The sequence below is a fragment of the Streptomyces sp. NPDC054866 genome, assembly GCF_053610745.1.
The window spans coordinates 843,509-869,375 of sequence record NZ_JBSGZA010000002.1; the positions used below are offsets into that span (position 1 = coordinate 843,509).

Genomic DNA, 25,867 nt, shown 5'->3' on the forward strand with positions numbered 1-25,867 from the left:
TTGCTGAGGTCGGCTTACCGCGTGTGTAACGCGATCGCGTCGGGGCGCGTAACACGTCCGGCGGACGCTGGACCGTATGCACACCAAGGCGACACCGACCCACTGTCCGTACTGCGCGCTGCAATGCGGGATGGGCCTGGCCACCGGCCCCGGCGGGGTGGAGGTCGTGGAGCGTCCCGAGTTCCCCGTGAACAAGGGCGCGCTGTGCGGCAAGGGCCGCACGGCGCCCGCTGTGCTCTCCTCCCGGGTGCGCCTGACCGAGCCACTCATCCGATCCCACGCCACGGGCCGGCTCGAACCGGCCACCTGGGAGGAGGCGGTCGCCCGCGTCGCCGAAGGGCTTTCCCGCACGCGCGGGGAGCATGGCGCGGACGCGTGCGGGGTGTTCGGCGGCGGGGGTCTGACCAACGAGAAGGCGTACGCCCTGGGGAAGTTCGCGCGGGTGGCGCTCGGCACGTCGCAGATCGACTACAACGGCCGGTTCTGCATGTCGTCGGCGGCAGCGGCGGGGCAGCGGGCCTTCGGGCTCGACCGCGGTCTGCCGTTCCCCCTGGAGGACATCCCGCGCACCGGCTGTGTGATCCTCGTCGGCTCGAACCTCGCCGAGACGATGCCGCCCGCGCTGCGGTATCTGACGGAGCTGAAGGAGAACGGCGGAAAGCTGATCGTCATCGATCCGCGCAGGACCCGCACCGCCGAGCAGGCCGACCTGCATCTGGCGCCGCGCCCCGGCACCGACCTCGCCCTCGCTCTCGGCCTGCTGCACCTGGTGGTGGCCGAGGGGCGGACGGACGAGGCGTTCATCGAGGAGCGGACCAGCGGCTGGGAGGAGGCGCGGGCGGCGGCGATGGCGCACTGGCCGGAGCACGTGGAGCGGATCAGCGGCGTTCCGGTGCCCCAACTCCGGGACGCGGTGCGGATGTTCTGCGACGCCGACGCCGGGATGGTGCTCACCGCGCGCGGGCCCGAGCAGCAGTCCAAGGGGACGGACACGGTCGGCGCGTGGATCAACCTCTGCCTCGCGACGGGCAACGCGGGCCGCCCCCTCGCCGGGTACGGCTGCCTGACCGGGCAGGGCAACGGGCAGGGCGGACGGGAACACGGCCAGAAGGCCGACCAGTTGCCCGGCTACCGCAAGCTGACGGACCCCGCGGCGCGGGCGCATGTGGCGGGGGTGTGGGGCGTCGACCCGGACTCGCTGCCGGGCCCCGGGCGCTCCGCGTACGAGCTGCTCGACGCGCTCGGCGGGGACATCAAGGCGCTGCTCCTGATGGGCTCCAACCCGGTCGTCTCGGCGCCGCGCGCCGCGCACGTGGAGGAACGGCTGCGGTCGCTCGACTTCCTCGCGGTGGCGGACGTCGTGCTCTCCGAGACGGCCCAACTGGCCGATGTCGTCCTGCCGGTGACGCAGTGGGCCGAGGAGACGGGCACGGTGACGAACCTGGAGGGGCGGGTACTGCTGCGCCGCCGGGCGGTGAGTGCGCCTCCCGGCGTACGGAGCGACCTGGACGTACTCCACGGCCTCGCCGCCCACCTCGGCCACGAGAAGGGCTTCCCGACGGACCCGGAGGAGGTCTTCGATGAGCTGCGCAGGGCGAGCTCGGGCGGGGCGGCGGACTACTCGGGGATCTCGTACGCGCGCCTGAAGGAGGGGAACGGGGAGGGAGTTTTCTGGCCCTGCCCCACGCAAGAGGGCGGGGAAGGGGGTGCGGATGACGGCGGAGAGGGCCGGGAGCGGGGTGCGGAGGACTACGCAGACGGCCGGGAACGGGGTGCGGAGGACTACGCAGACGGCCGGGAACGGGCCGCGGGTGACGACGCAGACGGCCGGGAACGGGGTGCGGGTGACGACGCAGACGGCCGGGAACGGGCCGCGGGTGACGACGCAGACGGCCGGGAACGGGCCGCGGGTGACGACGCAGACGGCCGGGAACGGGCCGCGGGTGATGGCGGGACCGATGCCGCTGGCGAGCACCCCGGCACCCCGCACCCCGGCACCCCGCGCCTCTTTCTCGACCGGTTCGCCACCGAGGACGGGCGGGCTCGGTTCGTGCCGGTGGCGCATCGGGGGGCCGCCGAGGAGCCGGACGCGGAGTATCCCGTGCTCCTGACCACCGGGCGGGTCCTCGCGCAGTACCAGTCGGGGGCCCAGACACGCCGCGTCGACGAGCTCAACTCCGCCGCTCCCGGCCCCTTCGTGGAGCTGCACCCACGGCTCGCGGCGCGCCTTGAGGTCGGGGAGGGCGAGCCGGTGACCGTCGTCTCGCGGAGGGGGCGGGCCGTCGCCCCGGCGCGCATCACGAGCGCGATCCGCTCCGACACCGTCTTCATGCCCTTCCACTGGCCGGGCGAGGGCCGGGCCAACTCCCTCACCAATCCGGCACTTGACCCCGTGTCGCGGATGCCGGAATTCAAGGTGTGCGCGGTGCGGTTGGAGCGGGCTTCGTAGCGGCTGACGCGACTGCGGGCCGGGGGTGCCACCCCCGGCCCGCAGTCATGCGCGTACGAAAGTCAGCGCGACGGGAATCAGCAGGTACGCCCGACGTAATGCGCGCCCTGGATCTTGCTCGCCGAACCGAGCCAGTGCTTGCCCGGGCCCACACAGCGCTCGTAGTCGGGGGCGAGGGCCACCCGCACGTGGATGACGACGTTCGAGCCGTCGCCGGTGCAGTGGTTGTAGAAGGCGTCGCTGCCGGTCTCGTAGAACCCGCAGGGGTTCATGACGGCGGTCGGGGTGTGCGCGGACGCGGCTGCCGCCACGGGGAGGCCGAGGGTGAGGGCTACGGCGCCGACGAGGGCCGGAAGCGAACGGCGAAGGCTCATGGGGCAACTCCTGCTGAGGACGTGGTGCTCACGCACCGACTCACGCACCAACTGGTGCACACGGAGAGTGGCACAGTGGCAACCCTCCGCGATCAAGCGGTTCGGGTGCGTCGCTCGCACGGGTGATTGAGTCCACCGGTTCGAGTGCTCAGCGCGTACGTAGGCGTTTGAGCTGCGAAATCCGCGCCATGGACCGGGACTCGACGCCCGCGCCGCACCCCTCACACCCACGCCTTCACCTATGCGCCCGGAACGACGCCCAGTCCCCTCCCCCGATCAACACCCCCGAAGCGCGCAGCCTCGCCGCCACCCGCGGCGCCGCCACGTACACCCACGCGCGCGCCGCCGTCCCGTCCAGGAGGGTCACCTCGCGCACGACGCGCTCGTACAGATTGCGGGGGTCGCCCGGCGCGTAGTCCTCCAGTACGTCGAGATCGGCGAGGAGCCGGTCGTACGCGGACGGGAGCGCGGTGATCAACTCGCCGCGCACCGGGCCGCCTTCGGGCTCCTCCACCAGGTACGGATAGCCGGGCCCTTCATAGAGGACCGCCCCCGAGAGCCGGGCGGGCGACCCGTCACCGACTCTGCCGCGTAGGTGGACGTCGTGGTTCGACTCCCCCGGCCGCAGCGTCCCGTACACGAAGAACGGCAGCCGGTCCTTCTCCCGCCTCATGGGGTCGTCTCCCGCTCCACCCATTCCAGATACGCCGCGCTCCCCCGCACGACCGGCGTCGCGATGATCTCGGGGGTGTCGTAGTCGTGGGCCTCGGTCAGCCAGGCCTCCAGCTCCTCGTACCGCGCGGCGGTCGTCTTGAACAGCACCTGCCACTCCTGCGCGGTCTCGACGGCGCCCTCCCATCGGTACACGGAGACGACGGGCCCGGCGATCTGCGCGCAGGCGGCGGCCCGCGCCGCCACCGCGCCGCTCGCGAGCTCTTCCGCCTTCTTGGCGGTGTCGGTCGTGGTGAGCACGGCGAGCACGGCGGGCACCGCCGCCTGGCCCGGGCCTGATCCGGTTGCGTACGTCGACATCATGCGCCGATTCTCGCCGCACCGGCCGCCGCGCCGGGCAGGGAGGCATGGCAAGGAGACCCGGCAAGCAGGCACGGCAGGGGCCACCGGCCAGGCCGAAGGTCCTCACCTCCGCATTCCCACCCCGCTTACCCCTGTCTGTTACACAACGTCCCGTTTTCCGTGATGCACGCTCCTTACCGTCGGTAGGGCCATGAACCTTTCCCGCCCCCACCGCCGCCTCCTGCGCCGCGCCGCCCTTCTCGCCGTCACGGCGGCCGTCGCGCTGGCCGGATGCGGCAGCGTGGACGGGCTCGGCGCCGGTGAGGCCGCGCCGTCCGTGTCCGTGCAGCCGCGCCCCGAGCCGCTCTGGCCCGCCTGGACCAGTACGTCGTCCGAGGCGCCCGGCGCCGACGCCGCCACCCATCAGCCACCGCCGGAACCCCTGGAGGGGCTGCCGAAGCTGGGCGGCGGCGGGCTCGGCACGGAGGACTTCCGCAAGGTCCTGCGGGCCGATCCGCGGATGAAGCCGCTCGCCGACCGCGGCGAGATCGACCGCCCCGGGAAGGCCGGGCTGCGGCCGCCGCTCCTGACGGACCTGACCGGCAACGGGCGGCCCGAGCTGCTCGTGGCCGCCGACACGGAGAGCGGGCGCAGCGTCCTGGCCGTCTACACGGAGCACGACGGCCGCGTGTACCCGATCCTGCTCACCGCCGGCAAGCGCGTGAGCGTCGAGACGCTCGGCTCGGACCTGCTGGTACGCAGCCCGTGCGCGGACGGCGGCGAGCAGGCGGTGCGGTTCCACTGGGACGGGGTGCGGATGTCCACGGTGAGCGACACCAAGAACTACAAGAAGACGCAGGGCGGCGCCGACGGCTCCGCGCCGTCACCGAAAGCCACGCCCACGCCTACGCCCACGGGCAGCGAGAAGCCCTCGCGCAGTACGGACGGACAGAGATGAAAGGCATGGCCCACCGCACCCGTGCCGCCCTCAACGCCCTCGGTCTGCGCTGGAAGATCGCCGCGCTGCTCGCACTCGGCTGCGCGGTCGTCGCCGTGGCCATCGGGGTCCTCATCCACCAGGCGCGCCTCGAACAGGTCTCCAAGACCGCCAGGTCGGGGGCGACCGCGCAGTTGGTGCGGGTGCGTCAGCTGTACGAGCTGACGGGGCAGGTCGACACCGACGGCGACGCCGCTACGGACGCCGCCATCGACGCGCCCTACCTGCCCGCGTCGCTGCGGGCCGCCGCCCTGGACGGACAGCGGACCACGTACCTCGACATGAGCGCCGACGACCCGGTCGTGTGGGCGGCGCGGCCGGTCGGCGACCATGTGCTGTCCGTCCGCGAGCCGCTGACCGAACAGGCCGCTGAAATGGCGGAGTTCGACCAGCAGCTGCTGGCGTCGGGCGCCGTCGTCGTCATCCTCGCGGCGCTCGGCGGCGCCGCGCTCGCGAGCCGTCTCAGCCGCGAGCTGCGGACCGCGGCGGCCACCGCGCGCCGCATCAGCGAGGGCGATCTGGACGCCCGTATCGACCATCCGCGGCCGCCGGGCAGCCGGCCCGGCAAGGACGAGGTGGCCGAACTGGCCACCGCGGTCGACACGATGGCGGCGTCCCTGCAGCAACGCCTGGAAGCCGAGCAGCGTTTCACCGCGGACGTCGCCCACGAACTGCGCACCCCGCTGACCGGTCTGCACACCGCGGCCGAGCTCCTGCCGCAGAGCCGCCCCACGGAACTCGTGCGGGACCGGGTCCTCGCCCTGCGCACCCTCACCGAGGATCTGCTCGAAGTGGCGCGGCTCGACGCGGAGATGGAGCGCCCCGACCTGGCCACGCATCCACTGAGGAGGCTGACCGAGGGGATCGTGCAGCGGTCGGGGTGCCCGGTGCGTTTCGCGGAGACGAGCAACTCCGACGACACGGGCGAGACGAGCGACACGGGTGAGACGGGTGAGACGGGCGACGACACACTCGTACGCACCGACGCGCGCCGCCTGGAGCGGATCATCGCCAACCTCGTCGCCAACGCCCGCAGACACGGGGCCGATCCGGTCGACGTGCGGGTGGCCGGGCCCGTGGTCACGGTCAGCGACCACGGGCCCGGTTTCCCCGAGCACCTTCTGAAGGACGGCCCGCGGCGCTTCCAGACCGGCGCCCGTGAGCGCGGTCAGGGCACGGGCCTCGGCCTGACGATCGCGTTCGGCCAGGCGCAGGCGATCGGCGCGCGGGTGGAGCTGCGCAACGCGGAGGGCGGCGGCGCGGTGGCGGCGGTGCACCTGCCGGAGGCGTAGCCGTCACCTGTCACCGTCGCCGTCGCCGGGGTTCGCCTCAACTGCCGTACGGGCGGGACGCCTTCGCGCTCCGCAGCGCCCATGCCCACCAGTGGAGCTGGTCGAGCATCGACTTGGCGGCGGCATTCGCGGCCGTCGGGTCCTTGTGGGTGCCGTCGTCGGCGAAGAGGGCGCCCGCGTTGTGGAAGGAGACGGTGTCGCGGATCGTCATGGTGTGCAGCTCGGCGAAGACCGGGCGCAGATGCTCGACCGCGCGCAGGCCGCCGGAGAGCCCTCCGTAGGAGACGAAGGCGAGGGGCTTGGCCTGCCATTCGGGGCCGTGCCAGTCGATGAGGTTCTTGAGGGACGCGGGGTAGGAGTGGTTGTACTCGGGGGTGAGGACGACGAAGGCATCGGCGTCGGCCAGCTTCGGGGTGACCTTGCCGAGCTCGGCGAGTGTCTCGGGCGACGGGTTGTACGAGAGCGCGGTCGGCAGGTGGGTTTCGGCCAGGTCGATGACGTCCACCTCGAAGTCCGCGCGCCCACGGATCCGGTCCAGCAGCCAGTCGGCGACGACCGGCCCGAAGCGGCCCTCGCGATTGCTCCCGATGATGACGGCGACGCGAAGGGGCGCGGCCGGGGTGGCGGTGGACGTGGAATCAGCGGCAGTCGTGTTCTGGGTCATGAGCAGAGCCTCGTTGCTCAACCAAGGTTGAGGTCAAGCGCCTCCTGCGGAGAGTTCGGAGCGGGGGCCGTCCCCGTCCCACACACCCGTCCCTCTCCCCCACGTCGTACCGTGAATCCCATGACAACTCCCTCGCCTCTCCAGCGGCTTGAGATCGACGGGCGGGCCGTCACCGCCGACCGGCTGTTGTGGGCCGCTCTCGGTGGCGTGGGGCACTTCACCGCGATGCAGGTCAGGGGCGGCGCGACGCGTGGGCTCGGGCTGCATCTGGGGCGGCTCGACGCGGCCACCCGTGAGCTCTTCGGCCGGGAGCTCGACGGCGAGTACGTCCGCGAGCTCGTCCGGCACGTCCTCCGTGACGACATCGCCGACGCGTCCGTACGCGTCCACGTCCACGCACCCGACGGCGAGCCGTCCGTGACCGTCACCGTCCGGGCGCCGGGCGGAATGCCCGAGGGCGCGCAAGCCCTGCGGTCCGTCCCCTACCAGCGGCCCTTCCCGCACATCAAGCACCTGGGCGGCTTCGGGCAGGCTCGCCACGGAGAGCTCGCCCGGCAGGCGGGCTTCGACGACGCGCTGCTCACCGCGCCCGACGGGACGATCAGCGAGGGCGCCATCACGAACATCGCCTTCTACGACGGCACGGAGATCGTCTGGCCCGACGCACCCTGCCTGGCCGGCATCACCATGCAGCTGCTCGAACCGCGACTCCCGGCCGCCGGGCTTCCCACGCGCCGGGCCCCGGTCACGCTCGCGGACCTCTCCTCGTACACGGCCGCCTTCGTCACCAACGCGCGGGGCATCGCGCCGGTGCGGCGGATCGACGGCACGGAGTTCGCGGTCGACGAGAAGCTGATGGGGACGCTGGCCGGGCTCTACGCCGACGTTCCCTGGGACGTCCTCTGAGGCGGACCCAGGCCCGGCTCGGGCCCGGCTCGGGCATGTCCGGCGGGCCTCGGGGCCGCCTCGGGTCACCCATTCACAGGCGCACCGCACCCCCTTCGGAGACTTCTCCGCGACACGCCGAGTGACCTGCTGGAATGTTCCCGTCGAAGTGTCAGAAGCCGCTCCCCCACAGAGTTTCTGACAGACCTTCAGGAGGCGTGCGCCGCCGAGTGCCACTTACCTCGGTAGAGCGGGGTTCGACCGACGCAGCGGCACTTGGGGGTGCCGCGGGCCGTGCCCTCTGATGGTCCCTCGGAGGAGCAAGCACGATGCGCAAAGCCCGTCTGCTGACCACTGCCGCGCTCGCCGTCGCATCGGCGGCGCTGCTGGCACCCCCCGCCACTGCCGCGGCCCTCGCCGCCGGTGGCGGTCTGGACATCCACCCGTCCACGGTCATGCCCGGCTCCACGGTCACCGTGAGCACCACCGTCTGCGGCAGCGACGGGTCCGCGTCGGGTGACGCCAGCGCGGTCGGCGCGGGCACCTTCACGCTCGCGCCGGGCACGGACAAGGAGTACGAGGGGAGCGCGGCCGGCCAGTTCAAGGTCCCGCCGTCGGCCCAGCCCGGCACCTACGAGATCGTCGCGCAGTGCTCCGGTTCCGGCGCCGACGGCAAGCAGGTGGCGGGCGACCTCGTCGTGACGATCACCTCCACCGCCGCCGCCCGTGAGCAGCAGGTGACCCCGAAGGGGCATGTGAAGACGGGGGTCGGCGGCGCTCTCGGCCCCGACCCCGTACAGACCGCGGCGGGTGTGGCGGCGCTTGCCGTCGCCGCCGCGGGCGGTACCTGGCTCCTGCATCGCCGGGCGAGAGGCGACAGGATCTGACGGACACCCTCCGCTGTCCACCGGTACCGCCAGCCCCCTCCCTCTCCGGGTCCGCCTGTCCCTCGTGGATCCGGAGGGGGATGCGGGGACCGGCCTCCCCGAACCCTGAGGGGGACGAGTCGAGTGACGCGCAGCAAGAACCCCGGCGGGAAGCCCCCCGGCAGAAAGCCCTCCGGCAGGAAGATCCTCAACTCCGCCATAGGCACGGTCACCGTCCTGGCCCTGTGCTCCGGCGCATGGCTGCTGCACAACGGCACCGCGTCCCATCCGCCGCCCCAGCCGTCCGCCGCGCAGGCCGCCTCGGCGCATCCGCGCCCCGGCCGCACTCCGGCCGCCGATGCGCTCCCCCCGTCCCCGCCCGACCGGATCCGCATCCCCGCGATCCGGGTCGACGCGCCCCTCATGGGGCTCGGCCTCACGCGGCAGGGCAGTCTCGACGTACCGCCGCCGAAGAAGACGAACCTCGCGGGCTGGTACGAGTCGGGGACGACGCCCGGCGAGAAGGGCACGGCCATCGTGGCGGGACACGTCGACAACGCCGATGGGCCGTCCGTCTTCTACGATCTGGGCGGTCTGACCAGGGGCCGCACCATCGAGGTCGAGCGCAGGGACGGCAGCGTCGCGGTGTTCACGGTCGACGCGAACGAGGTCTACGACGCGAAGGACTTCCCGGACGAGAAGGTGTACGGGGCGGCGGACCGGCCGGAGCTGCGGGTGATCACGTGCGGCGGCGACTATTCGAGGCAGACGGGCTATCAGGGCAACGTGGTGGTGTTCGCGCACCTGACGAGCGTGCGCTGACGCGGCTCCCTAGGCGAGCCACTGCTCGTACGCCATCTTCGCCACGAGCCCGAACACGGTGGTGAGCAGCACGATCCGGACGAAGCCGCTGCCCTTCTTGAGCGCGGTGTGCGCGCCGAGCATGCCGCCCGCGAGGTTGAAGACGGCCATCAGTCCGGCAAGTTGCCACAGGACCGCGCCCTGCCAGGCGAACATCGCGAGGGCGCCCGCGTTGGTGCAGCAGTTGACGATCTTGGCGGTGGCGGACGCGGCCACCAGGTCGAGGTGGAGCACTGCGGTCAGCGCGAGCACCAGGAAGGTGCCGGTGCCGGGCCCGATGAGCCCGTCGTAGAACCCGATGCCGAGGCCCGCGAGGCCGATGGCGGCGAGGATGCGCTTGGGCGACGCGGGGTGGGCGGACGGCGCGGTGCCGAAGGCGGGCCTGAAGATGACGAAGGCCCCGACGCCGACGAGCACCACCATGATCACGGGCTTGAGCACCTCGGTGCTCATACCGGCGGCGAAGAAGGCGCCGCCCATGGACCCGGCGAGCGCGGCGAGACCGATCCGTACGGCAGTCGGCACGTCGACGGGTGTCTTCCTGACGTACGTCACCGCGGCGCCGGTCGTCCCGACGATGGCGACGGCCTTGTTCGTCCCGAGGGCGTGAGCGGCCGGGGTCGATCCCGGCAGCCCGAGCAGCAGCGCGGGAAGCAGCAGGAGACCGCCTCCGCCGACCACGGCGTCGATCCAGCCGGCCGCGAGAGCGGCGACGCAGAGGACGACGACGGTGGTCAGCGATATGTCGGGCATGATCGCGACCTTATGGAGGGAGTGATCACGCCGTCCATGAGTTCAGGGAGAGTTGAGGGTCTTCAGAGGTTTCGGTTCCCTGCTCAGGTTCCTCCTCAGGGAGCCGCCTGAGGTGCAGGAACCCCCGCAGGGGCGCGATCGGGAGCGGGCGGTGCCGCCGGTTCGACCGTGAGGGCGAGGACGGTGGCGACCAGCGCGCTCGCTCCGGCGAGGCCCGTCGCCAGCTTGCGGCGGGCCTGAAGGGTGGGGCCCTTGGCCGGGCCCACGGGTTTGCGGTGACGTCCCATGTCGGCGTCAGCCCCTCTCAGAAGGTTCGAAGGGTCAGAAGGTGAAGCACTCGGCGTGGATGCGCTCTTCCGGCACCCCGGCCCGTACGAGAGAGGCGGTGGCGGAGGCGGTCATCCCCGGCGGCCCGCACAGATAGACGTCGTGCTCGCCGAGGTCGGGGATGAGGTTGCGCAAGGCCTGGGGGGCGAGCGGGTCGAAGGAGGCGTCGGACCGCCCGAGCAGATAGTGCAGCCCCGCTCCCCTGCTCCGGGCGATCCCCTCCAGCTCCTCCCGCAGTACGAGCTGCTCCGCGCTGCCGGCCCGGTAGAGCAGGGTGATGTCCCCGGGCCCGCCGGGCAGCGTCTCGAACAGCGCCCGCATCGGAGTGATCCCGACCCCGCCCGCGAGCAGCAGCACCTTCCGCTTCGTACGCCGATGCGCGGTCAGCGCCCCGAAGGGCCCCGTGGCGAGCACCCGCGTCCCCGGCTTCAGGCGCCGCATCCGCCGCGTGTGGTCGCCGATGGCCTTCACGGTGATCCGGAGGGTGTCGTCGCGCACGGGCGCGGACAGCGAGAACGGCAGCGCGGTGCGCCAGAGCCTGCGCCGCAGGAAGCGCCAGCGGAAGAACTGCCCGGGTTCGGCGCGCAGTTCGTCGAGCCCGATGCCCTGCATCACGACCGACACGACACCGGGCCCTTCGTCGCGTACGTCGATGACGCGCAGGCTGTGCTTCAGCGCCTGCCGCACGGGCACGACGACGCGGTACCAGACGAGGAGCACCGCCACCGTGGCGTGCAGCATCGACCACGCCCAGACCGTCAGGATGCCGCCCGCCACGTCGGGCCCCGCGAGCTGGTGCACGAAGCCGAGCGCCGCGCCGAGGTAGGTCAGCAGATGCACGGCCCGCCAGGTCTCGTGCGGGACGCGGCGCCGCATCGCGCGCGCCGATGTGACGCCGACGGCCATGAGCAGGGACGTACCGACGGCGGCGAGGGCGAGGCCTGGGTATCCGAGCAGGTCGAGGGTGGCGCTGAGGAGGTCGGTTTCGGCGTGGGCGGCGTATCCGCAGAGGGCGAGCAGGGCGTGGGCGAGGCAGAGGGTGAGTACGTAGCGACCGCCGAGGGCGTGCAGCCGGGCGAGCCGGTCGGCGCCGACGCCGTGCTCGACCGCGGGCACGCGGGCCATCAGGAAGAGCATGACGAGGACGCCGTACCCGGCGAGCAGTCCGGTGAGGTGGGCGCCGGTCGCGAAGAGCACGTCGAGCCGAGCCGATGGCTCGACCTGCACGGCCCAGAGCACGGTGACGGCGAGGGCCCCGGCGAGAGTCCCGTTACGCAGGGCGGCGGGGGTGACGCGGATGGGGGGTACGGGGGTCGCGGCGCGTGGCCGCGGGGGCTCCGCGGGCATGGGCGGAATCTGCGGCCCCTCCGTCTGACGCAAGTACGCGGACAGCGCGGGGTACGCAGCGAGTCGGGAATCGGCTACCTCGGTGGTCACGGCCGCAGACTAGGCGCGGGGCGCGGGTGGAAGTAGCTGGTCAGGGGCTTACGACTGATCCTTAAGGCGGACTTGAGGATCGCCTCAACGGGGGTTAAGCCGGGTGCGGTGTGGGTCCGTTTCGTCGGCTGCCGGGCAATCGGGTGGGCGGGCGGGAAAGCTTGTTCGTGCAGGGGCGGATGCGGGGTGAACGGGCGGGAGGGCGGGAGGGCCCGTTCGGCAAGGGACGGCCACGGGCCCACCCCTCACATTCGGCCCCGGCGCCCGCTGAGGGCAGCGTTCCCCCCGGGAAACAGTCAGGATGCCGCCGGGTAACACCGCCCCCGCACTCTGCCGTACATGACCTCATCGACCCCGAGCCCCGCGACCCCCGTGGTGGTGATCGGCAGCGGCCTCGCCGGCGTCCGGCTCGCCCAGCGCCTCGGGGAAAGCGGCGCTGCCGGCGCCGTTCTCATCGGAGAGGAACCGCACGCCCCGTACAACCGCGTACTCCTCGCCGACGTCCTCTCCGGGCGACTCGACCCCGAGGTCATCGGACTGCCACCCGCCCCCGGCGAGTTCCTCCGCACCCGCGCCGTCCGCGTCGACCGCGCGGACCGGCTCGTGCACTGCGCGGACGGCAGCGTCGTCCCGTACGGCACCCTCGTCCTCGCGACCGGCTCGAACCCGGTGCTCCCGCCCCTCCGCGGCCTCTTCGAGCCCGGCGCCGCCGATCTGCCGCGCGGCGTGCACGCCTTCAGGACCATGGACGACTGCCTCGCCCTGTCCGAGGCCGTACGGCCCGGCACCCGCGTCGTCGTCATCGGCGGCGGACTGCTCGGCGTATCGGCCGCCCGCGCGCTCGCCGTCCGCGGCGCACAGGTCGTCCTCACCCAGCAGGGCGACCGCCTCATGGAGCGCCAGCTCGACCCCGCCGCGAGCGCACTCGTGCACCGGCACCTCACCGAACTCGGGGTCGAAGTGCACACCGAGTGCCGGGTGCGCGGCGTGCGGCAGTCCGACGGCGCCGTCCGGTCCGTAGAGCTTGCCGACGGATACGTACTCGGCACCGACCTCACCGTCCTCGCCTGCGGCGTCCGCCCCCGCACGGGCCTCGCGCAGGCCGCGGGCCTCGACGTACGCCGCGGGATCGTCGTCGACGACCAGCTGCGCACCTCCGACCCGCACATCCGCGCCATCGGCGACTGCGCCGAGCACTCCGGCGAGGCCCGCTGCCTCGCGGCCCCCGCGCTCGAACAGGCCGACGCCCTGGCGGACGCCCTCCTCTCCCCGCAGGACGCGCGCCCCTACTCCGGCACCCGCGCCCTCACCCGCCTCACCCTGCACAACGGACACCCCGGCTCCGCCCCCCTGGACCTGGCGGCCTTCGGCGACCCCGAGCACCGGCCCGACGACGACGTCGTCCAGCTCGCGGACGCCACTCGTGGCACGTACCGCAAGGTCGTCGTGCGCGGAGACCGGCTCGTCGGCGGCGTACTGCTCGGCGAGCTGACCGCCGTCGGCGCGCTCGCCCGCGCCTGGGAGGCCGACGACCCGCTGCCCGACGACGGCAGCCCTCTGCTCCACCTGCTCACTCACGACGGAGGCCTCTGAGATGCCCACGGACACCCCCCGCCACAGCGCGCACGACAACACCATCGTGCTGGTCGGGCACGGCATGGTCGGACAGCGCTTCCTGGAGGCCATCGCCGCCCGCGGCCTCACCGACACACACCGCGTGGTCGTCCTGTGCGAGGAGCCGCGGCCCGCGTACGACCGCGTACAGCTCACCTCGTATTTCGCCGGCCGCACACCCGACGAACTCTCCCTGACCGACCCGGAGTTCATCGAGAAGCACGGCATCGAGCTGTACGTCGGCGATCCCGCCGAGGCCGTGGACCGTGACGCGAAGACCGTCACCGCGCGCTCGGGGCAGACCTTCGCCTACGACACCCTCGTCCTCGCGACCGGCTCCTTCCCCTTCGTCCCGCCGGTGCCCGGCAAGGACACCACCGGCTGTTTCGTCTACCGCACGATCGAGGACCTGCTCGCCATCGAGGAGTACGCGAAGACGTACGCCAAGACGGGTGCCGTCGTCGGCGGCGGGCTGCTCGGCCTTGAGGCGGCGGGTGCCCTGCGCGGCCTCGGACTCGACACGCACGTCGTGGAGTTCGCGCCGCGTCTGATGCCGGTGCAGGTCGACGAGGGCGGCGGCGCCGCTCTTCTGCGCACCATCACCGGCATGGGCCTGACCGTGCACACGGGCGTCGGCACCCAGGAGATCGTCAGCTCGGAGGGCGCCGTCAGCGGCATGAAGCTGTCGGACGGGAGTGAACTCGCCACCGATCTCGTCGTGTTCTCCGCAGGCGTCCGGCCCCGTGACCAACTCGCCCGCGACTGCGGCCTGCCGGTGGGTGAGCGCGGCGGCATCACCGTCGACGAGCAGTGCCGCACCAGCGACCCGGCCGTGTACGCGATCGGCGAGTGCGCCCTGGCTTCGGACGGCCGGGTCTACGGCCTGGTGGCGCCCGGCTACGAGATGGCCGAGACCGTCGCCGCCTCGATCGCCGCCGAGGAGTCGAGCTTCACCGGCGCCGATCTGTCGACCAAGCTGAAGCTTCTCGGCGTGGACGTGGCCTCCTTCGGCGACGCGCACGGCGCGACCCCCAACTGCCTGGACGTCGTGTACTCCGACTCGCGCTCGGGCACGTACAAGAAGCTGGTCATCGGCACGGGCGGCGAGCTGCTCGGCGGCGTCCTGGTCGGCGACGCGGAGGCGTACGGCGTGCTGCGGCCGATGACCGGGAGCGTGCCGCCGGTCTCGCCGGAGCAACTGGTGCTCCCCGCGGGCGCGGGCGGCCCGGTGCCGATCGGCCCGTCCTCGCTGCCGGACTCCGCGGTCATCTGCTCCTGCCACAACGTCACCAAGGGCTCGATCCGCGGCGCCGTCACCGAGCACAGCTGCACCACCGTGCCCGAGGTCAAGAAGTGCACCAAGGCCGGTACGGGCTGCGGCAGTTGTGTGAAGGTGCTCGGCCAGCTGGTCAACGACGAGCTGGAGGCGTCGGGCGTCGAGGTCGACAAGGGCCTGTGCGGCTGCTTCGCCCAGACGCGCCAGGAGCTGTACGAGATCGTCCACACCCTGGGCATCACCTCCTACCGGCGGCTCCTGGACTCCCATGGCCGCGAGTCCGCCCGCGGCACAGAGGGCTGCGAGACCTGCAAGCCGACGGTCGGCTCGATCATCGCCTCGCTGGCCCCGACGATCGGCGCCGACGGCTACGTACTCGAAGGCGAGCAGGCGTCCCTCCAGGACACGAACGACCACTTCCTCGCCAACCTCCAGAAGAACGGCTCCTATTCGGTCGTGCCGCGCATCCCCGGCGGCGAGATCACCCCGGACAAGCTGATCGTGATCGGCGAGGTGGCGCGGGACTTCGGGCTCTACACGAAGATCACCGGCGGCCAGCGCATCGACATGTTCGGGGCGCGTGTCGAGCAACTGCCGCTGATCTGGTCGCGGTTGGTGGACGCGGGCTTCGAGTCGGGCCACGCGTACGGCAAGTCGCTGCGGACGGTGAAGTCGTGCGTCGGGCAGACCTGGTGCCGCTACGGCGTGCAGGACTCGGTCCGGATGGCGATCGACCTGGAGCTGCGCTACCGGGGCCTGCGCTCGCCGCACAAGCTGAAGTCGGCCGTCTCCGGCTGCGCCCGCGAGTGCGCGGAGGCCCAGTCCAAGGACTTCGGCGTGATCGCCACGTCGAGCGGCTGGAACCTGTACGTGGGCGGCAACGGCGGAGCGACACCGCGCCACGCGGACCTGCTCGCGCAGGACCTGTCCGACGCCGAACTGGTGCGCCTCATCGACCGGTTCTTGATGTTCTACATCCGTACGGCGGACCGCCTGGAGCGCACCTCGACGTGGCTGGAGCGGATCGAGGGCGGCCTCGGCCACGTACGGGACGTGGTCGTCCACGACTCGCTCGGTCTCTGCGACGAACTTGAGGCCCTGATGGCCGCCCACGTCGCGCACTACCGCGACGAGTGGTCCGAGACCATCAACGACCCCGAGCGTCTCGCGCGGTTCGTGTCCTTCGTGAACGCGCCCGACGTCCCGGACCCGACCGTGAGCTTCGTCCCGGAACGGGACCAGATCAAGCCCGACCTGCCGCTGCTGTCCATCGGCTCCCGCCCCCGCGACCTGGAAGGTGCCGCATCCTGATGAGCATTCAACTCCGCCTGGAAGACGACTGGTTCGAGGTCTGCGACCGCGCTCACCTCCAGCCGGGCCGCGGCATCGCCGCCCTGCTCCCCGACGGCCGCCAGGCCGCACTCTTCATCGACCGCGAGGGCCGCGCGTACGCGATCGACAACCGCGACCCGTTCACGGGCGCCTCGGTGCTCTCGCGCGGCCTGCTCGGCGCGGCGGCGGGCCGGCCGTTCGTCGCGTCGCCGCTCCTGAAGCAGCGGTTCGACCTGGAGACGGGCAAGTGCCTCGACGACGATTCGGTGGCGGTGGAGACGCACACGGTCCGGCTGGCCTAGCAGTCCCCACCGCCTTACTTGACCATGCGTTCCAGAAAGACTTAGTCTTTCCTCGTGGCCAGGACCAAGGAATTCGATCCGGACGCCGCGCTCCAGTCGGCCCTAGAGCTGTTCTGGCGGCGCGGCTACGAGGCGACGTCGATGGCCGACCTCGTCGAGGAGCTCGGCATCGGACGCGCCAGCATCTACGCGACGTTCGGCAACAAGCACGAGCTGTACCTGAAGGCGCTTGAGCGGTACGCCGCGCTCCAGAACCCGCGCCTGCTCGCCGAGCTCTCCCAGCCGGGCCCCGCACTGCCGGCGGTCCGCACGGTGGTACGTCGCTTCGGGGGCGAGGCCTCCTCCGAGGAGGGACGCCTGAACGGCTGTTTCATCACCAATACGGCGTCCGAGCTCGGCCCGCACGACGAGGTGGCGGCCCGCTGCGTCGAGCGCAGCTGGGAGCACATCGAGACGCTGCTGCACTCCGCTCTCGTCCGCGCGCAGGCGCAGGGCGAGCTCCCGGAGGACCGCGACCCGCTCGCCATCGCGCGCATGCTGCTGACCCTGATGCAGGGGCTGCGGGTGGTCGGCAAGGCGTCGAAGGACGGGGCGCGACTGCGGGACGCGACGGAGCAGGCGCTGAGCCTGCTCGACTGAGCCCCCTCTTTTCCAGACCTCCTTTCAGGATCCGCGCCTGGCCTCTTTTTTCATGCCCTCATACTGAACCGATCGTTCAAGAAAAGAGCTCTGTCATGACTTCAGCACCACGCACCCGCTTCGCAGGCCGCACCGCCCTCGTCACCGGCGGCGGCTCCGGCCTCGGCCGTGCCATGGCGCTCGCGTTCGCCGACGAGGGCGCGAACGTCGTCGTCGCCGGGCGCACCGAAGGCCCGCTCAAGGAGACCGTGGGTCTCATCGAGGAGGCGGGCGGCACCGCGTTCGCCGTCACCGCCGACGTGTCGCGCTCCGCCGACCTCGCGGTGCTCGTCGAGGCCACCGTCGAGCGGTTCGGCTCCCTGGACGTGGCCGTCAACAACGCGGGCGTCCTGCGCGCCGGGCAGCCGGTCGCGGAGCTGCCCGAGGAGGACTGGCGGACGATGCTCGACATCAACGTCACCGGCGTACTGCTCGCGCTCCAGGCCGAGGTGAGGCAGATGCGTACGCAGCCGGGCGGCGGGGCGATCGTCAACATCTCCTCCACGCTGGGCGCCCACATCAGCTTTCCGGGCACCATCGGCTACGGCACCACCAAGGCGGCGGTCTCCGCGCTGACCAAGGGCGCCGCCGCCGAGTACATCGGGGAGGGGATACGGATCAACGCGGTGAGCCCCGGTTCGTCCGACACCAGCATGTCGCTGCTCCAGGGCGAGAGCGAGGCCGAGCGCGCGGAGCGGATGAAGAGCTCGACGCCGCTCGGCCGCGTCTCCACGACCGCGGAGGTCGCGGCCGCCGTGCTCTACCTCTCCTCGGACGAATCGGCGTCGGTGGTCGGCGCGGACCTGGTGATCGACGGGGGTGCCGCGGCCTGAATCCTGCCCTAGGCCCTGTCGTCAAACTCCCTCCCCCAGCCTCCGGCCGGGGGACCCCCAGAACACGCACCTGACGCCGCGGGGCCCGCCCTCCGGGCGGACGACGGGAGTTTGACGACAGGGCCTAGGCTCGCACTGCCTACCCTCGGGTAGGAACAGGCGTGCGCCCAAGCAGAGGGAGCTGTGTCATGACGGGCTGGAACGCGAGCGACATCCCCGACCAGAGCGGCAGGACCGCCGTGGTCACCGGCGCCAACAGCGGCATCGGATATGTCACCGCACGCGAACTCGCCCGTCGTGGCGCGCGCGTGGTGCTCGCCTGCCGCAGCGAGGAGCGGGGGACGCGGGCACTGGAGCAGCTGCTGTCCGAAATCCCTTCCGCCGACGTGGAGTTCAGGCGGCTCGACCTCGGCGACCTGAGTTCAGTGCGGGAGTTCGCGGAGTCGTACGACCGTGACGGCGAGGACGGTGGCGGCCTCGACCTCCTCGTCAACAACGCGGGCGTGATGGCGCTGCCCTACCGGCAGACGGTGGACGGCTTCGAGACGCAGTTCGGCGTCAACCACCTGGGCCACTTCGCGCTCACCGGGCTGCTGCTGCCCCGGCTCCTTCGGACGCCGGGGGCCAGGATCGTCACGGTGTCCAGCGCGTTCCACGCTCTGTCGAACATCGACATCGGCGATCTCAACAGCGAGCGGAACTACCGGCGTTGGATCGCCTACGGCCGCTCCAAGACGGCGAACCTTCTCTTCGTCCACGAGCTGGCGCGGCGCCTCGCTGCCGTCGGCTCCGACGTCGTGGCCGCCGCGGCGCACCCCGGCTACGCGGAGACGAACCTCCAGGCCGCCGGGCCCAGGATGGAGGGCCGCAAGATCGCCGAGCGCGTGATGTGGCTGGGCAACCGCGCCCTGGCCCAGCCCGCGACGGCGGGCGCGCTGCCCTCGCTGTACGCGGCCACGGCGCCGGGAGTCCGCCCCGACTCGTTCACCGGGCCCCGGGTTCTGGGGTGGCAGGGGGCGCCGGGGAAGTCCTGGCGGGCGAAGTGGACCCTCAGCGACGCTGCCGGGGAACGGCTGTGGGCGGCTTCGGAGGGGCTGACGGGGGTGCGGTACCCGGCGTTGAAGGGGTGAGGCACCGCTGACGCCCCACGTCAGCAGAGTGAGGCACCGCTGACGCCCCACGTCAACGAGGCGTGAAGATCCGCGCCGTACGCGCCAAGGAGCCGCCAAGGGGGTAAGCGGGGGTTCGGCGGCCCACCCACGCTGGTCATCGCTCAAGCGATCGAACCAGCCTGGAGGGGCCCGCCCATGACCACCGTCTCCGAGTCCCCGGCCGTCAAGCCCCCCGCCCCCGGGGACACCGCGAGTCCCGGCGAGCGGCACCGGCTGACCGCCGTCCAGGGCCTCGCCGCGCTCTCCCTGGACGCGATGGCATCGGTCGCCTACGGACCCGAGGCCATCGTCCTGGTCCTCGCGGCGGCCGGCGGCCACGGGCTCGGCTTCACGCTGCCGGTGACCCTGGGGATCGCCGCGCTGCTCGCCGTGCTCGTCGCCTCCTACCGCCAGGTGATCGCCGCCTTCCCCGACGGCGGCGGCAGTTACGCCGCCGCCAAGACCCACCTGGGCCGCCGCGCGGGCCTGGTCGCCGCGGCCTCGCTGGTCCTCGACTACGTCCTGAACGTGGCCGTCGCCGTCACCGCGGGCGTCGCCGCGCTCACCTCCGCCTTCCCCGAGCTGTACGGCGACCGGGTGTGGATATGCCTGGCCGTCCTCGCCGTCGTCACGGCCGTCAATCTGCGCGGCATCGTCGACTCGGCGCGCGTCTTCATCGCCCCGACCGCGATATTCGTCGGCGCCATCCTGACCATGATCGCGGTCGGCCTGTTCCGCGAGGAGCCGGTCAGCACGGCCGCCGCCGAAGGCCACGCGTCGGCCCTCGCCGACAACGCCACCACTGTCGGTGCGCTGCTCCTCCTGAAGGCGTTCGCCTCGGGCTGCTCCGCCCTGACGGGAGTCGAGGCCATCGCCAACGCCGTGCCGTCCTTCCGCGCCCCGCGCGTCAGACGCGCCCAGCACGCGGAGGTCACGCTCGGCGCGCTGCTCGGCGTGATGCTGATCGGCCTGTCCGTGCTGATCTCCCGCTTCGGGCTCCAGCCCGTCGAGGGCGTCACGGTCCTCGCGCAGCTCGCGGACGCGTCACTCGGCCACAACTGGGCTTTCTACGTGGTGCAGTTCGCGACGATGATCCTGCTCGCCCTCTCCGCCAACACGTCCTTCGGCGGTCTGCCCGTCCTGATGAGCCTGCTCGCCCGGGACAACTACCTCCCGCACGTCTTCGCCCTGAAGGCCGACCGCCAGGTCCACCGGCACGGCGTCATCGCTCTTGCCGCCGTATCGGCCGGGCTGCTCGTCTTCTCCGGCGGCGACACCAACACGCTCGTGCCGCTCTTCGCGATCGGAGTCTTCGTCGGCTTCACGCTCTGCCAGACCGGGATGGTGCTCCACTGGCGCGCGGCGGGCAAACCGGCGAAGGCCCTGCTCAACGGCTTCGGCGCGGTGCTCACCGGCATCTCGGCGGTGGTCGTCACGGCCACCAAGTTCACCGAGGGCGCCTGGCTGATCGTGCTCGCCCTTCCCGCGATCGTGCTCTGCTTCGAGGCGGTGCACCGCGCCTACCGCCAGATCGGCGACGACCTGGGCCTCGGCCGCTTCCCGGAGCCCCCGCACCGCGACCACTCCCTGGTCATCGTCCCCGTGTCGAACCTGTCCCGCCTCACCTGCGAGGCCCTGAACGCCGCGGTGTCCCTCGGCGACGAGGTGCGCGCGGTCACGGTCACCCACCCCGACCCGGAGGACCGGCGCGCCACGGAGGCGCTGCGCCGCGACTGGGAGCTGTGGAACCCGGGCGTCGATCTGGTGGAGCTGAACTCCCTGACGCGTTCGGTCGGGCGTCCGGTGTCGGCGTACGTACAGCGGATCTACACCTACCACCCCACCACCCGCGTCACCGTCCTGATCCCCGAGGTGGAGCCGGCCCACGTCTGGCAGCGCCTGCTCCAGAACCAGCGCGGCTCGGTCCTCGCACACGCCGTCCGCCGGGACACGGACGCGGTCATCTGCCGCCTGAGGTTCCGCCTTGCGGCGGGGCGTGGCCGGTCCTAGCGTCGGCGCCATGAGCGGGCGTACGGGCCATACCGGCAAGAGGATCACCGAGAAGCTGTCGGACGACGCCCTGCGCGAGGCGACGGGCAAGGACTGGCCGCAGTGGTTCGAAGTGCTCGACGCCTGGGGCGCCACGTCCCGTACCCACACGGAGATCGCCCGTCACGTCCGCGAGGAACACGCTGTCGACGGCTGGTACGCCCAGTCCGTGGCGGTCGGCTACGAACAGGAGCGCGGCCTGCGTCAGGTCGGCCAGAGCAGCACGGGCGAGTGGCGGACGAGCGGCAGCAAGACGATCGAAGCCTCGGCCGCGCGGGTCATCGAGGCCTTCGCGGACGACGCCGTACGCCGCCGCTGGCTCCCCGACGCGGAGGTCTCCCTGCGCACGCACCGCCCCGCCAAGTCGGTGACCGCCGACTTCAAGGACACCAAGGACGCCGAGGGCACCACCACCCGCATCTCCGTGACCCTCACGGTCAAGGCCCCGGAGAAGACGGTGGTGGGCATCGGCCACGAGAAGCTGCGGGACGCGGCGGAAGTGGCGGCGTACAAGGTGTTCTGGCGCGAGCGCTTGACCACGCTCAAGTCCCTCCTGGAGAGCTGAGCCCTCGAAAGGCCGACGCCGTGTGAGGAGTTCGGCCACACTGGCGACCATGGACGCAGGTCTTGCGGCGGTGCTGGGCGCGGCGGTGGGAGCCCTTGGGACCGGCGGAGCGGCCGTGTTCACGTCGTGGTGGACCGCCACGACGCAGGAGAGGCAGTCCCGGCGCCAGATCCGCTTCGAGCACTTGCGTGACCGTCGCGAGCCTCGGAGCAGGGCGTACGCCGAAGTGGTCGCGCAGGTCCAGAAAATGGGGAGGCAGCTCGACACGGTCCACGACCAAGAGCGCCCCGACGGGCGGGGCTTCGACGGCTTTCCGCAGGAGCTCACCAGACTCGCCGACCTGTGCGCACGCGTGGCCGTGGAGGGCCCCGCGCCGATCGCCGACAGCGCCCAGCGGATCCTGGTGCAGGCGCGGGTCGCTTTCGGCGCCGCGTCCGACTTGCTCACGGCGGCGGAGACAGCGGACACCAACGGGGAAGATGGAACCGTCACCGTGCACGAAGCGGAACTTTGGCGGAGTCGCGAGACCACGATGGCGCTCCACACGGAGTTGAGCCGGTTCATGGAACTCGCCCGAGAAGCTCTGGACGACCACGGAAGCTCCTCGTGATCACTGCCTGCGGGAAGAGATGAAGCGATGACATTGCATGCCGATGTGGCCGAGTTGCTGGCGGAGGCCGACATCGAGGACGTGGACGTCGACGAAGTCGTCGCGGACGACCACGCCCGAACGTCCGCGTACCTACGCGTCGTCTCGGTGGCCGCTGCCTCGCAGAGCCGCGACCGGGACCGCGCGATCGTGGCCACGATCCTGCGCGACCCCAACGAGATGGGAGCCAAGACGGCGGTGGTCGCCCTCGTGGACGAGATCGCGGGGAAGGTGAGAGGCCCTGCCGAGTTCCGGCAGTGGTCGGACGAACTGCTGCCGGAGATCGACCGGTTCGAGGTGGAGGCATTCCGCGAGTTCATCCGCCGCCGCATCCACGACTGGCTGTTCCACCTGTCCGTCAAGGACGGCCACGTGCCGACCCCGGCCGAGTTGGCCGAGGTCACGGACTGGATGCAGCGCCACCTCGCCGAGTATTCGAGGTCCCCGGCGGTACTCGCCGTGGTCGCCGAGTCGGCCCGCACCAAGAAGACACGGAACATCGCGAAGAACCGGGCAGGAAGCCGCGAGCTGCGAACGGAGTGAGGCGGTAGCGGCAACCCGAAGGGGCAGCACCCCCGCACAGGGTGCTGCCCCTTCTTGGTGGACCGGGACCGACCCGCATCGGTGAGGGTCGGGGACACGGCGTCGGTCCCGGAGTTCAACCGGTGGTCCGGAGAGACCTACCGGTGGTCGCTGCCCGCCGACTCGGAAGCCGCGCGTCCCGCCTCCAGGCGGGCCACCGGGATCCGGAACGGGGAGCAGGAGACGTAGTCCAGGCCCACCTCGTGGAAGAAGTGGACGGACTCCGGGTCGCCGCCGTGCTCGCCGCAGACGCCGAGCTTGAGGTCGGGGCGGGTGGCGCGGCCTGCCTTGACCGCGTCCTTCACCAGCTTGCCCACGCCGTCCTTGTCGATGGTCTCGAACGGGGAGACACCGAAGATGCCCTTCTCCAGGTACGCCGTGAAGAAGCTCGCCTCCACGTCGTCGCGCGAGAAGCCCCAGACCGTCTGCGTGAGGTCGTTCGTGCCGAAGGAGAAGAACTCGGCGGCCTCCGCGATCTGGTCCGCCGTGAGCGCGGCACGCGGCAGCTCGATCATGGTGCCGAGCGCCAGCTTCAGCTCGACGCCGGTCGTCGCCTCGACCTCCGCGATGACCTGCTCGGCCTCCTCGCGGACGATCTCCAGCTCCTGGACCGTACCGACGAGCGGAATCATGATCTCCGCGCGCGGGTCGCCCTTGGCGTTCTTGCGCTCGGCAGCGGCCTCGGCGATGGCCCGTACCTGCATGGTGAACAGGCCGGGGATCACGAGGCCGAGGCGTACGCCGCGCAGGCCCAGCATCGGGTTCTGCTCGTGCAGGCGGTGCACCGCCTGGAGCAGGCGCAGGTCGTTCTCGTTCGAGTCCTTGCGGGACTCGGCGAGGGCCACGCGGACGGAGAGTTCGGTGATGTCCGGCAGGAACTCGTGCAGCGGCGGGTCCAGGAGACGGACCGTGACCGGAAGGCCGTCCATCGCCTCGAAGAGCTCCACGAAGTCGCGCTTCTGGAGCGGCAGGAGCTCCTTGAGGGCGTCCTCGCGCTCGCCGTCGGCGTCGGCGAGGATCAGCCGCTCGACCATCTCGCGGCGCTCACCGAGGAACATGTGCTCGGTGCGGCACAGGCCGATGCCCTGGGCGCCGAAGCGGCGGGCACGGAGGGCGTCCTCCGCGTTGTCCGCGTTGGCGCGGACCCGCAGGCGGCGTACTCGGTCCGCGTACGCCATGATCCGGTGCACGGCGCCGACCAGCTCGTCCGCATCGTCGGCACCGGCGTGCATCCGGCCCTCGAAGTACTCGACGACCGGGGAGGGGACCACGGGCACCTCACCGGCGTAGACCTTGCCGGTGGAGCCGTCGATGGAGACGACGTCGCCCTCCTCGATCACCACACCGCCGGGCGCGGTGAGGCGCCGGCGCTTGGTGTCGACCTCGATCTCCTCGGCGCCGCAGACGCAGGTCTTGCCCATGCCGCGGGCGACGACGGCGGCGTGCGAGGTCTTGCCGCCGCGGGAGGTGAGGATGCCCTCGGCCGCGATCATGCCGTCGAGGTCGTCGGGGTTGGTCTCACGGCGGATGAGGATGACCTTCTCGCCCGAACGCGACCACTTGATGGCCGTGTACGAGTCGAAGACCGCCTTGCCGACCGCGGCACCGGGTGACGCGGCGATGCCCCGGCCGAGCTGCTCGACCTTCGCGGTGTCGTCGAAGCGGGGGAACATCAGCTGGGCGAGCTGCGCGCCGTTGACGCGCTGGAGCGCCTCGGCCTCGTCGATCAGGCCCTGGTCGACGAGCTGCGTCGCGATACGGAAGGCGGCACCGGCGGTGCGCTTGCCGACGCGGGTCTGGAGCATCCACAGCTGGCCGCGCTCGATGGTGAACTCGATGTCGCACAGGTCCTTGTAGTGCGTTTCGAGGGTTTCCATGATCTGCATGAGCTGGTCGTACGACTTCTTGTCGATCTGCTCGAGCTCGGCGAGCGGGACGGTGTTGCGGATGCCCGCCACCACGTCCTCGCCTTGCGCGTTCTGCAGGTAGTCGCCGTACACGCCCTGGTGGCCACTGGCCGGGTCGCGGGTGAACGCGACGCCCGTGCCGGAGTCCGGGCCGAGGTTGCCGAAGACCATGGAACAGATGTTGACCGCGGTGCCCAGGTCGCCGGGGATGCGCTCCTGGCGGCGGTAGAGCTTGGCGCGGTCGGTGTTCCAGGACTCGAAGACCGAGCGGATCGCGAGGTCCATCTGCTCGCGCGGGTCCTGCGGGAAGTCGCGCCCGGCCTCGGTCTTGACGATCTTCTTGAACTTCGTGACCAGCTTCTTTAGGTCCGCGGCCTCCAGGTCGGTGTCGACCGTGACCTTCTTGGCGGCCTTGGCTGCCTCAAGCGCGTCCTCGAACAGCTCGCCGTCGACGTCCATGACGGTCTTGCCGAACATCTGGATGAGGCGGCGGTAGGAGTCCCACGCGAAGCGGTCGTCGCCGGACTGCTTGGCGAGGCCCGTCACCGACTTGTCGGAGAGCCCGATGTTCAGGACGGTGTCCATCATTCCGGGCATCGAGAACTTGGCGCCCGAGCGGACGGAGACGAGCAGCGGGTCATTGGCCTGACCGAGCTTCTTGCCCATCTTCTTCTCGAGGGCGTCGAGGTGCGCACTCACCTCGTCGCGCAGCTCGACCGGCTCCTCGCCGCTGGCGAGGTAGGTCTTGCAGGCCTCTGTGGTGATCGTGAAGCCCGGAGGGACGGGCAGCCCGAGGTTGGTCATCTCGGCGAGGTTCGCGCCCTTCCCGCCGAGAAGGTCCTTGAGGTCCCTGTTGCCCTCGGTGAAGTCGTAGACGAACTTCACGGCCGCATCGCTCGCATCGCTGTCGCTCGCATCGCTCTGCGCTACGTGGGGATCTTTGTTTTCCGACACGGGTCTCGACTCCTCGAGGACTCGGTGGCTGCCCTGACGGCGAGGAACATACCCAG

24 protein-coding genes are annotated in these 25,867 nt (G+C 71.6%); 16 read left to right on the plus strand and 8 right to left on the minus strand.

Features of this window, described 5'->3' with window-relative positions; translation table 11 throughout:
- The first annotated feature begins 76 nt into the window (after positions 1–76).
- Entirely contained in the window at positions 77–2,449 is a 2,373-nt protein-coding gene (locus tag ACWGI2_RS12545; RefSeq protein WP_453695191.1) for a molybdopterin-dependent oxidoreductase, read from the plus strand.
- 77 nt (positions 2,450–2,526) lie between these two features.
- On the opposite strand, the gene ACWGI2_RS12550 is transcribed toward ACWGI2_RS12545, so the two are convergent.
- From ACWGI2_RS12550 to cutA, 3 genes are all read right to left on the minus strand, one after another.
- Complete coding sequence (locus tag ACWGI2_RS12550) at positions 2,527–2,823, minus strand: DUF6355 family natural product biosynthesis protein (protein WP_453395422.1); 297 nt, start codon at positions 2,821–2,823, stop codon at positions 2,527–2,529.
- Between the two features lie 235 nt (positions 2,824–3,058).
- Positions 3,059–3,496: a gamma-glutamylcyclotransferase family protein gene (locus tag ACWGI2_RS12555; protein ID WP_453395423.1), complete on the minus strand. Its 438-nt coding sequence runs from the start codon at positions 3,494–3,496 to the stop codon at positions 3,059–3,061.
- The gene (gene cutA, locus ACWGI2_RS12560; RefSeq protein ID WP_453395424.1) at positions 3,493–3,858 is read right to left on the minus strand and encodes a divalent-cation tolerance protein CutA; all 366 of its coding nucleotides are present in this window, start codon (positions 3,856–3,858) and stop codon (positions 3,493–3,495) included. The genes ACWGI2_RS12555 and cutA overlap by 4 nt, the downstream gene beginning before the upstream one ends.
- Before the next feature lie 190 nt (positions 3,859–4,048).
- On the opposite strand from cutA, the gene ACWGI2_RS12565 reads away from it, so the two are divergent.
- Both ACWGI2_RS12565 and ACWGI2_RS12570 read left to right on the plus strand, forming a co-directional pair.
- Positions 4,049–4,795 (plus strand): hypothetical protein, encoded by a 747-nt coding sequence (locus ACWGI2_RS12565; RefSeq protein ID WP_453695193.1) that lies wholly within the window; start codon positions 4,049–4,051, stop codon positions 4,793–4,795.
- Positions 4,796–4,800: 5 nt separating this feature from the next.
- Positions 4,801–6,126, plus strand: coding sequence for an ATP-binding protein (locus tag ACWGI2_RS12570; protein WP_453695195.1), 1,326 nt, complete (start codon positions 4,801–4,803; stop codon positions 6,124–6,126).
- Positions 6,127–6,163: 37 nt separating this feature from the next.
- Here ACWGI2_RS12570 and ACWGI2_RS12575 read toward each other — a convergent pair whose 3' ends face one another.
- Positions 6,164–6,790, minus strand: a complete 627-nt coding sequence (locus tag ACWGI2_RS12575) for an NADPH-dependent FMN reductase (protein ID WP_453695197.1) — start codon at positions 6,788–6,790, stop codon at positions 6,164–6,166.
- Between the two features lie 120 nt (positions 6,791–6,910).
- Here ACWGI2_RS12575 and ACWGI2_RS12580 point away from each other — a divergent pair, with 120 nt between their 5' ends.
- The 3 genes from ACWGI2_RS12580 (at position 6,911) to ACWGI2_RS12590 (ending at position 9,363) form a co-directional block, all read left to right on the plus strand.
- On the plus strand, positions 6,911–7,696 hold the full coding sequence (locus tag ACWGI2_RS12580) for an aminotransferase class IV family protein (RefSeq protein WP_453395428.1): 786 nt from the start codon (positions 6,911–6,913) through the stop codon (positions 7,694–7,696).
- Between the two features lie 308 nt (positions 7,697–8,004).
- Positions 8,005–8,562 (plus strand): hypothetical protein, encoded by a 558-nt coding sequence (locus ACWGI2_RS12585; RefSeq protein WP_453395429.1) that lies wholly within the window; start codon positions 8,005–8,007, stop codon positions 8,560–8,562.
- Between the two features lie 183 nt (positions 8,563–8,745).
- Entirely contained in the window at positions 8,746–9,363 is a 618-nt protein-coding gene (locus tag ACWGI2_RS12590; protein WP_453395898.1) for a class F sortase, read from the plus strand.
- Positions 9,364–9,372: 9 nt separating this feature from the next.
- On the opposite strand, the gene ACWGI2_RS12595 is transcribed toward ACWGI2_RS12590, so the two are convergent.
- The 3 genes from ACWGI2_RS12595 to ACWGI2_RS12605 form a co-directional block, all read right to left on the minus strand.
- Complete coding sequence (locus ACWGI2_RS12595; protein WP_160504909.1) at positions 9,373–10,155, minus strand: sulfite exporter TauE/SafE family protein; 783 nt, start codon at positions 10,153–10,155, stop codon at positions 9,373–9,375.
- A gap of 95 nt (positions 10,156–10,250) precedes the next feature.
- A complete protein-coding gene (locus ACWGI2_RS12600; protein ID WP_453395430.1) occupies positions 10,251–10,442 on the minus strand; it encodes a hypothetical protein in 192 nt (63 codons plus the stop codon).
- Between the two features lie 34 nt (positions 10,443–10,476).
- Entirely contained in the window at positions 10,477–11,919 is a 1,443-nt protein-coding gene (locus ACWGI2_RS12605; RefSeq protein ID WP_453395431.1) for a ferredoxin reductase family protein, read from the minus strand.
- A gap of 339 nt (positions 11,920–12,258) precedes the next feature.
- Between ACWGI2_RS12605 and ACWGI2_RS12610 the strand changes: the two genes are divergently transcribed.
- The 10 genes from ACWGI2_RS12610 to ACWGI2_RS12655 all read left to right on the plus strand — a co-directional run bounded on the left by ACWGI2_RS12610 (position 12,259) and on the right by ACWGI2_RS12655 (position 22,911).
- Entirely contained in the window at positions 12,259–13,512 is a 1,254-nt protein-coding gene (locus ACWGI2_RS12610; RefSeq protein WP_453395432.1) for an NAD(P)/FAD-dependent oxidoreductase, read from the plus strand.
- 1 nt (position 13,513) lies between these two features.
- Entirely contained in the window at positions 13,514–16,120 is a 2,607-nt protein-coding gene (gene nirB / locus ACWGI2_RS12615; RefSeq protein ID WP_453695199.1) for a nitrite reductase large subunit NirB, read from the plus strand.
- Entirely contained in the window at positions 16,120–16,443 is a 324-nt protein-coding gene (gene nirD, locus ACWGI2_RS12620) for a nitrite reductase small subunit NirD (RefSeq protein ID WP_453395434.1), read from the plus strand. Before nirB ends, nirD begins: the two co-directional genes overlap by 1 nt.
- A gap of 54 nt (positions 16,444–16,497) precedes the next feature.
- Positions 16,498–17,082, plus strand: coding sequence for a TetR/AcrR family transcriptional regulator (locus tag ACWGI2_RS12625; protein ID WP_453695201.1), 585 nt, complete (start codon positions 16,498–16,500; stop codon positions 17,080–17,082).
- A gap of 95 nt (positions 17,083–17,177) precedes the next feature.
- Positions 17,178–17,954: an SDR family NAD(P)-dependent oxidoreductase gene (locus tag ACWGI2_RS12630; protein ID WP_453695203.1), complete on the plus strand. Its 777-nt coding sequence runs from the start codon at positions 17,178–17,180 to the stop codon at positions 17,952–17,954.
- Positions 17,955–18,142: 188 nt separating this feature from the next.
- Entirely contained in the window at positions 18,143–19,084 is a 942-nt protein-coding gene (locus ACWGI2_RS12635; RefSeq protein WP_453695205.1) for an oxidoreductase, read from the plus strand.
- A gap of 177 nt (positions 19,085–19,261) precedes the next feature.
- Positions 19,262–21,115, plus strand: a complete 1,854-nt coding sequence (locus ACWGI2_RS12640) for an APC family permease (protein WP_453695207.1) — start codon at positions 19,262–19,264, stop codon at positions 21,113–21,115.
- Between the two features lie 10 nt (positions 21,116–21,125).
- Positions 21,126–21,719 (plus strand): hypothetical protein, encoded by a 594-nt coding sequence (locus ACWGI2_RS12645; protein ID WP_453695209.1) that lies wholly within the window; start codon positions 21,126–21,128, stop codon positions 21,717–21,719.
- A 49-nt stretch (positions 21,720–21,768) separates the two neighbouring features.
- Positions 21,769–22,329: a hypothetical protein gene (locus tag ACWGI2_RS12650; RefSeq protein ID WP_453695211.1), complete on the plus strand. Its 561-nt coding sequence runs from the start codon at positions 21,769–21,771 to the stop codon at positions 22,327–22,329.
- A 27-nt stretch (positions 22,330–22,356) separates the two neighbouring features.
- Positions 22,357–22,911: a hypothetical protein gene (locus ACWGI2_RS12655; protein WP_453695212.1), complete on the plus strand. Its 555-nt coding sequence runs from the start codon at positions 22,357–22,359 to the stop codon at positions 22,909–22,911.
- Positions 22,912–23,048: 137 nt separating this feature from the next.
- On the opposite strand, the gene ppdK is transcribed toward ACWGI2_RS12655, so the two are convergent.
- On the minus strand, positions 23,049–25,811 hold the full coding sequence (ppdK, locus tag ACWGI2_RS12660) for a pyruvate, phosphate dikinase (RefSeq protein ID WP_453695214.1): 2,763 nt from the start codon (positions 25,809–25,811) through the stop codon (positions 23,049–23,051).
- Positions 25,812–25,867: the final 56 nt, after the last annotated feature.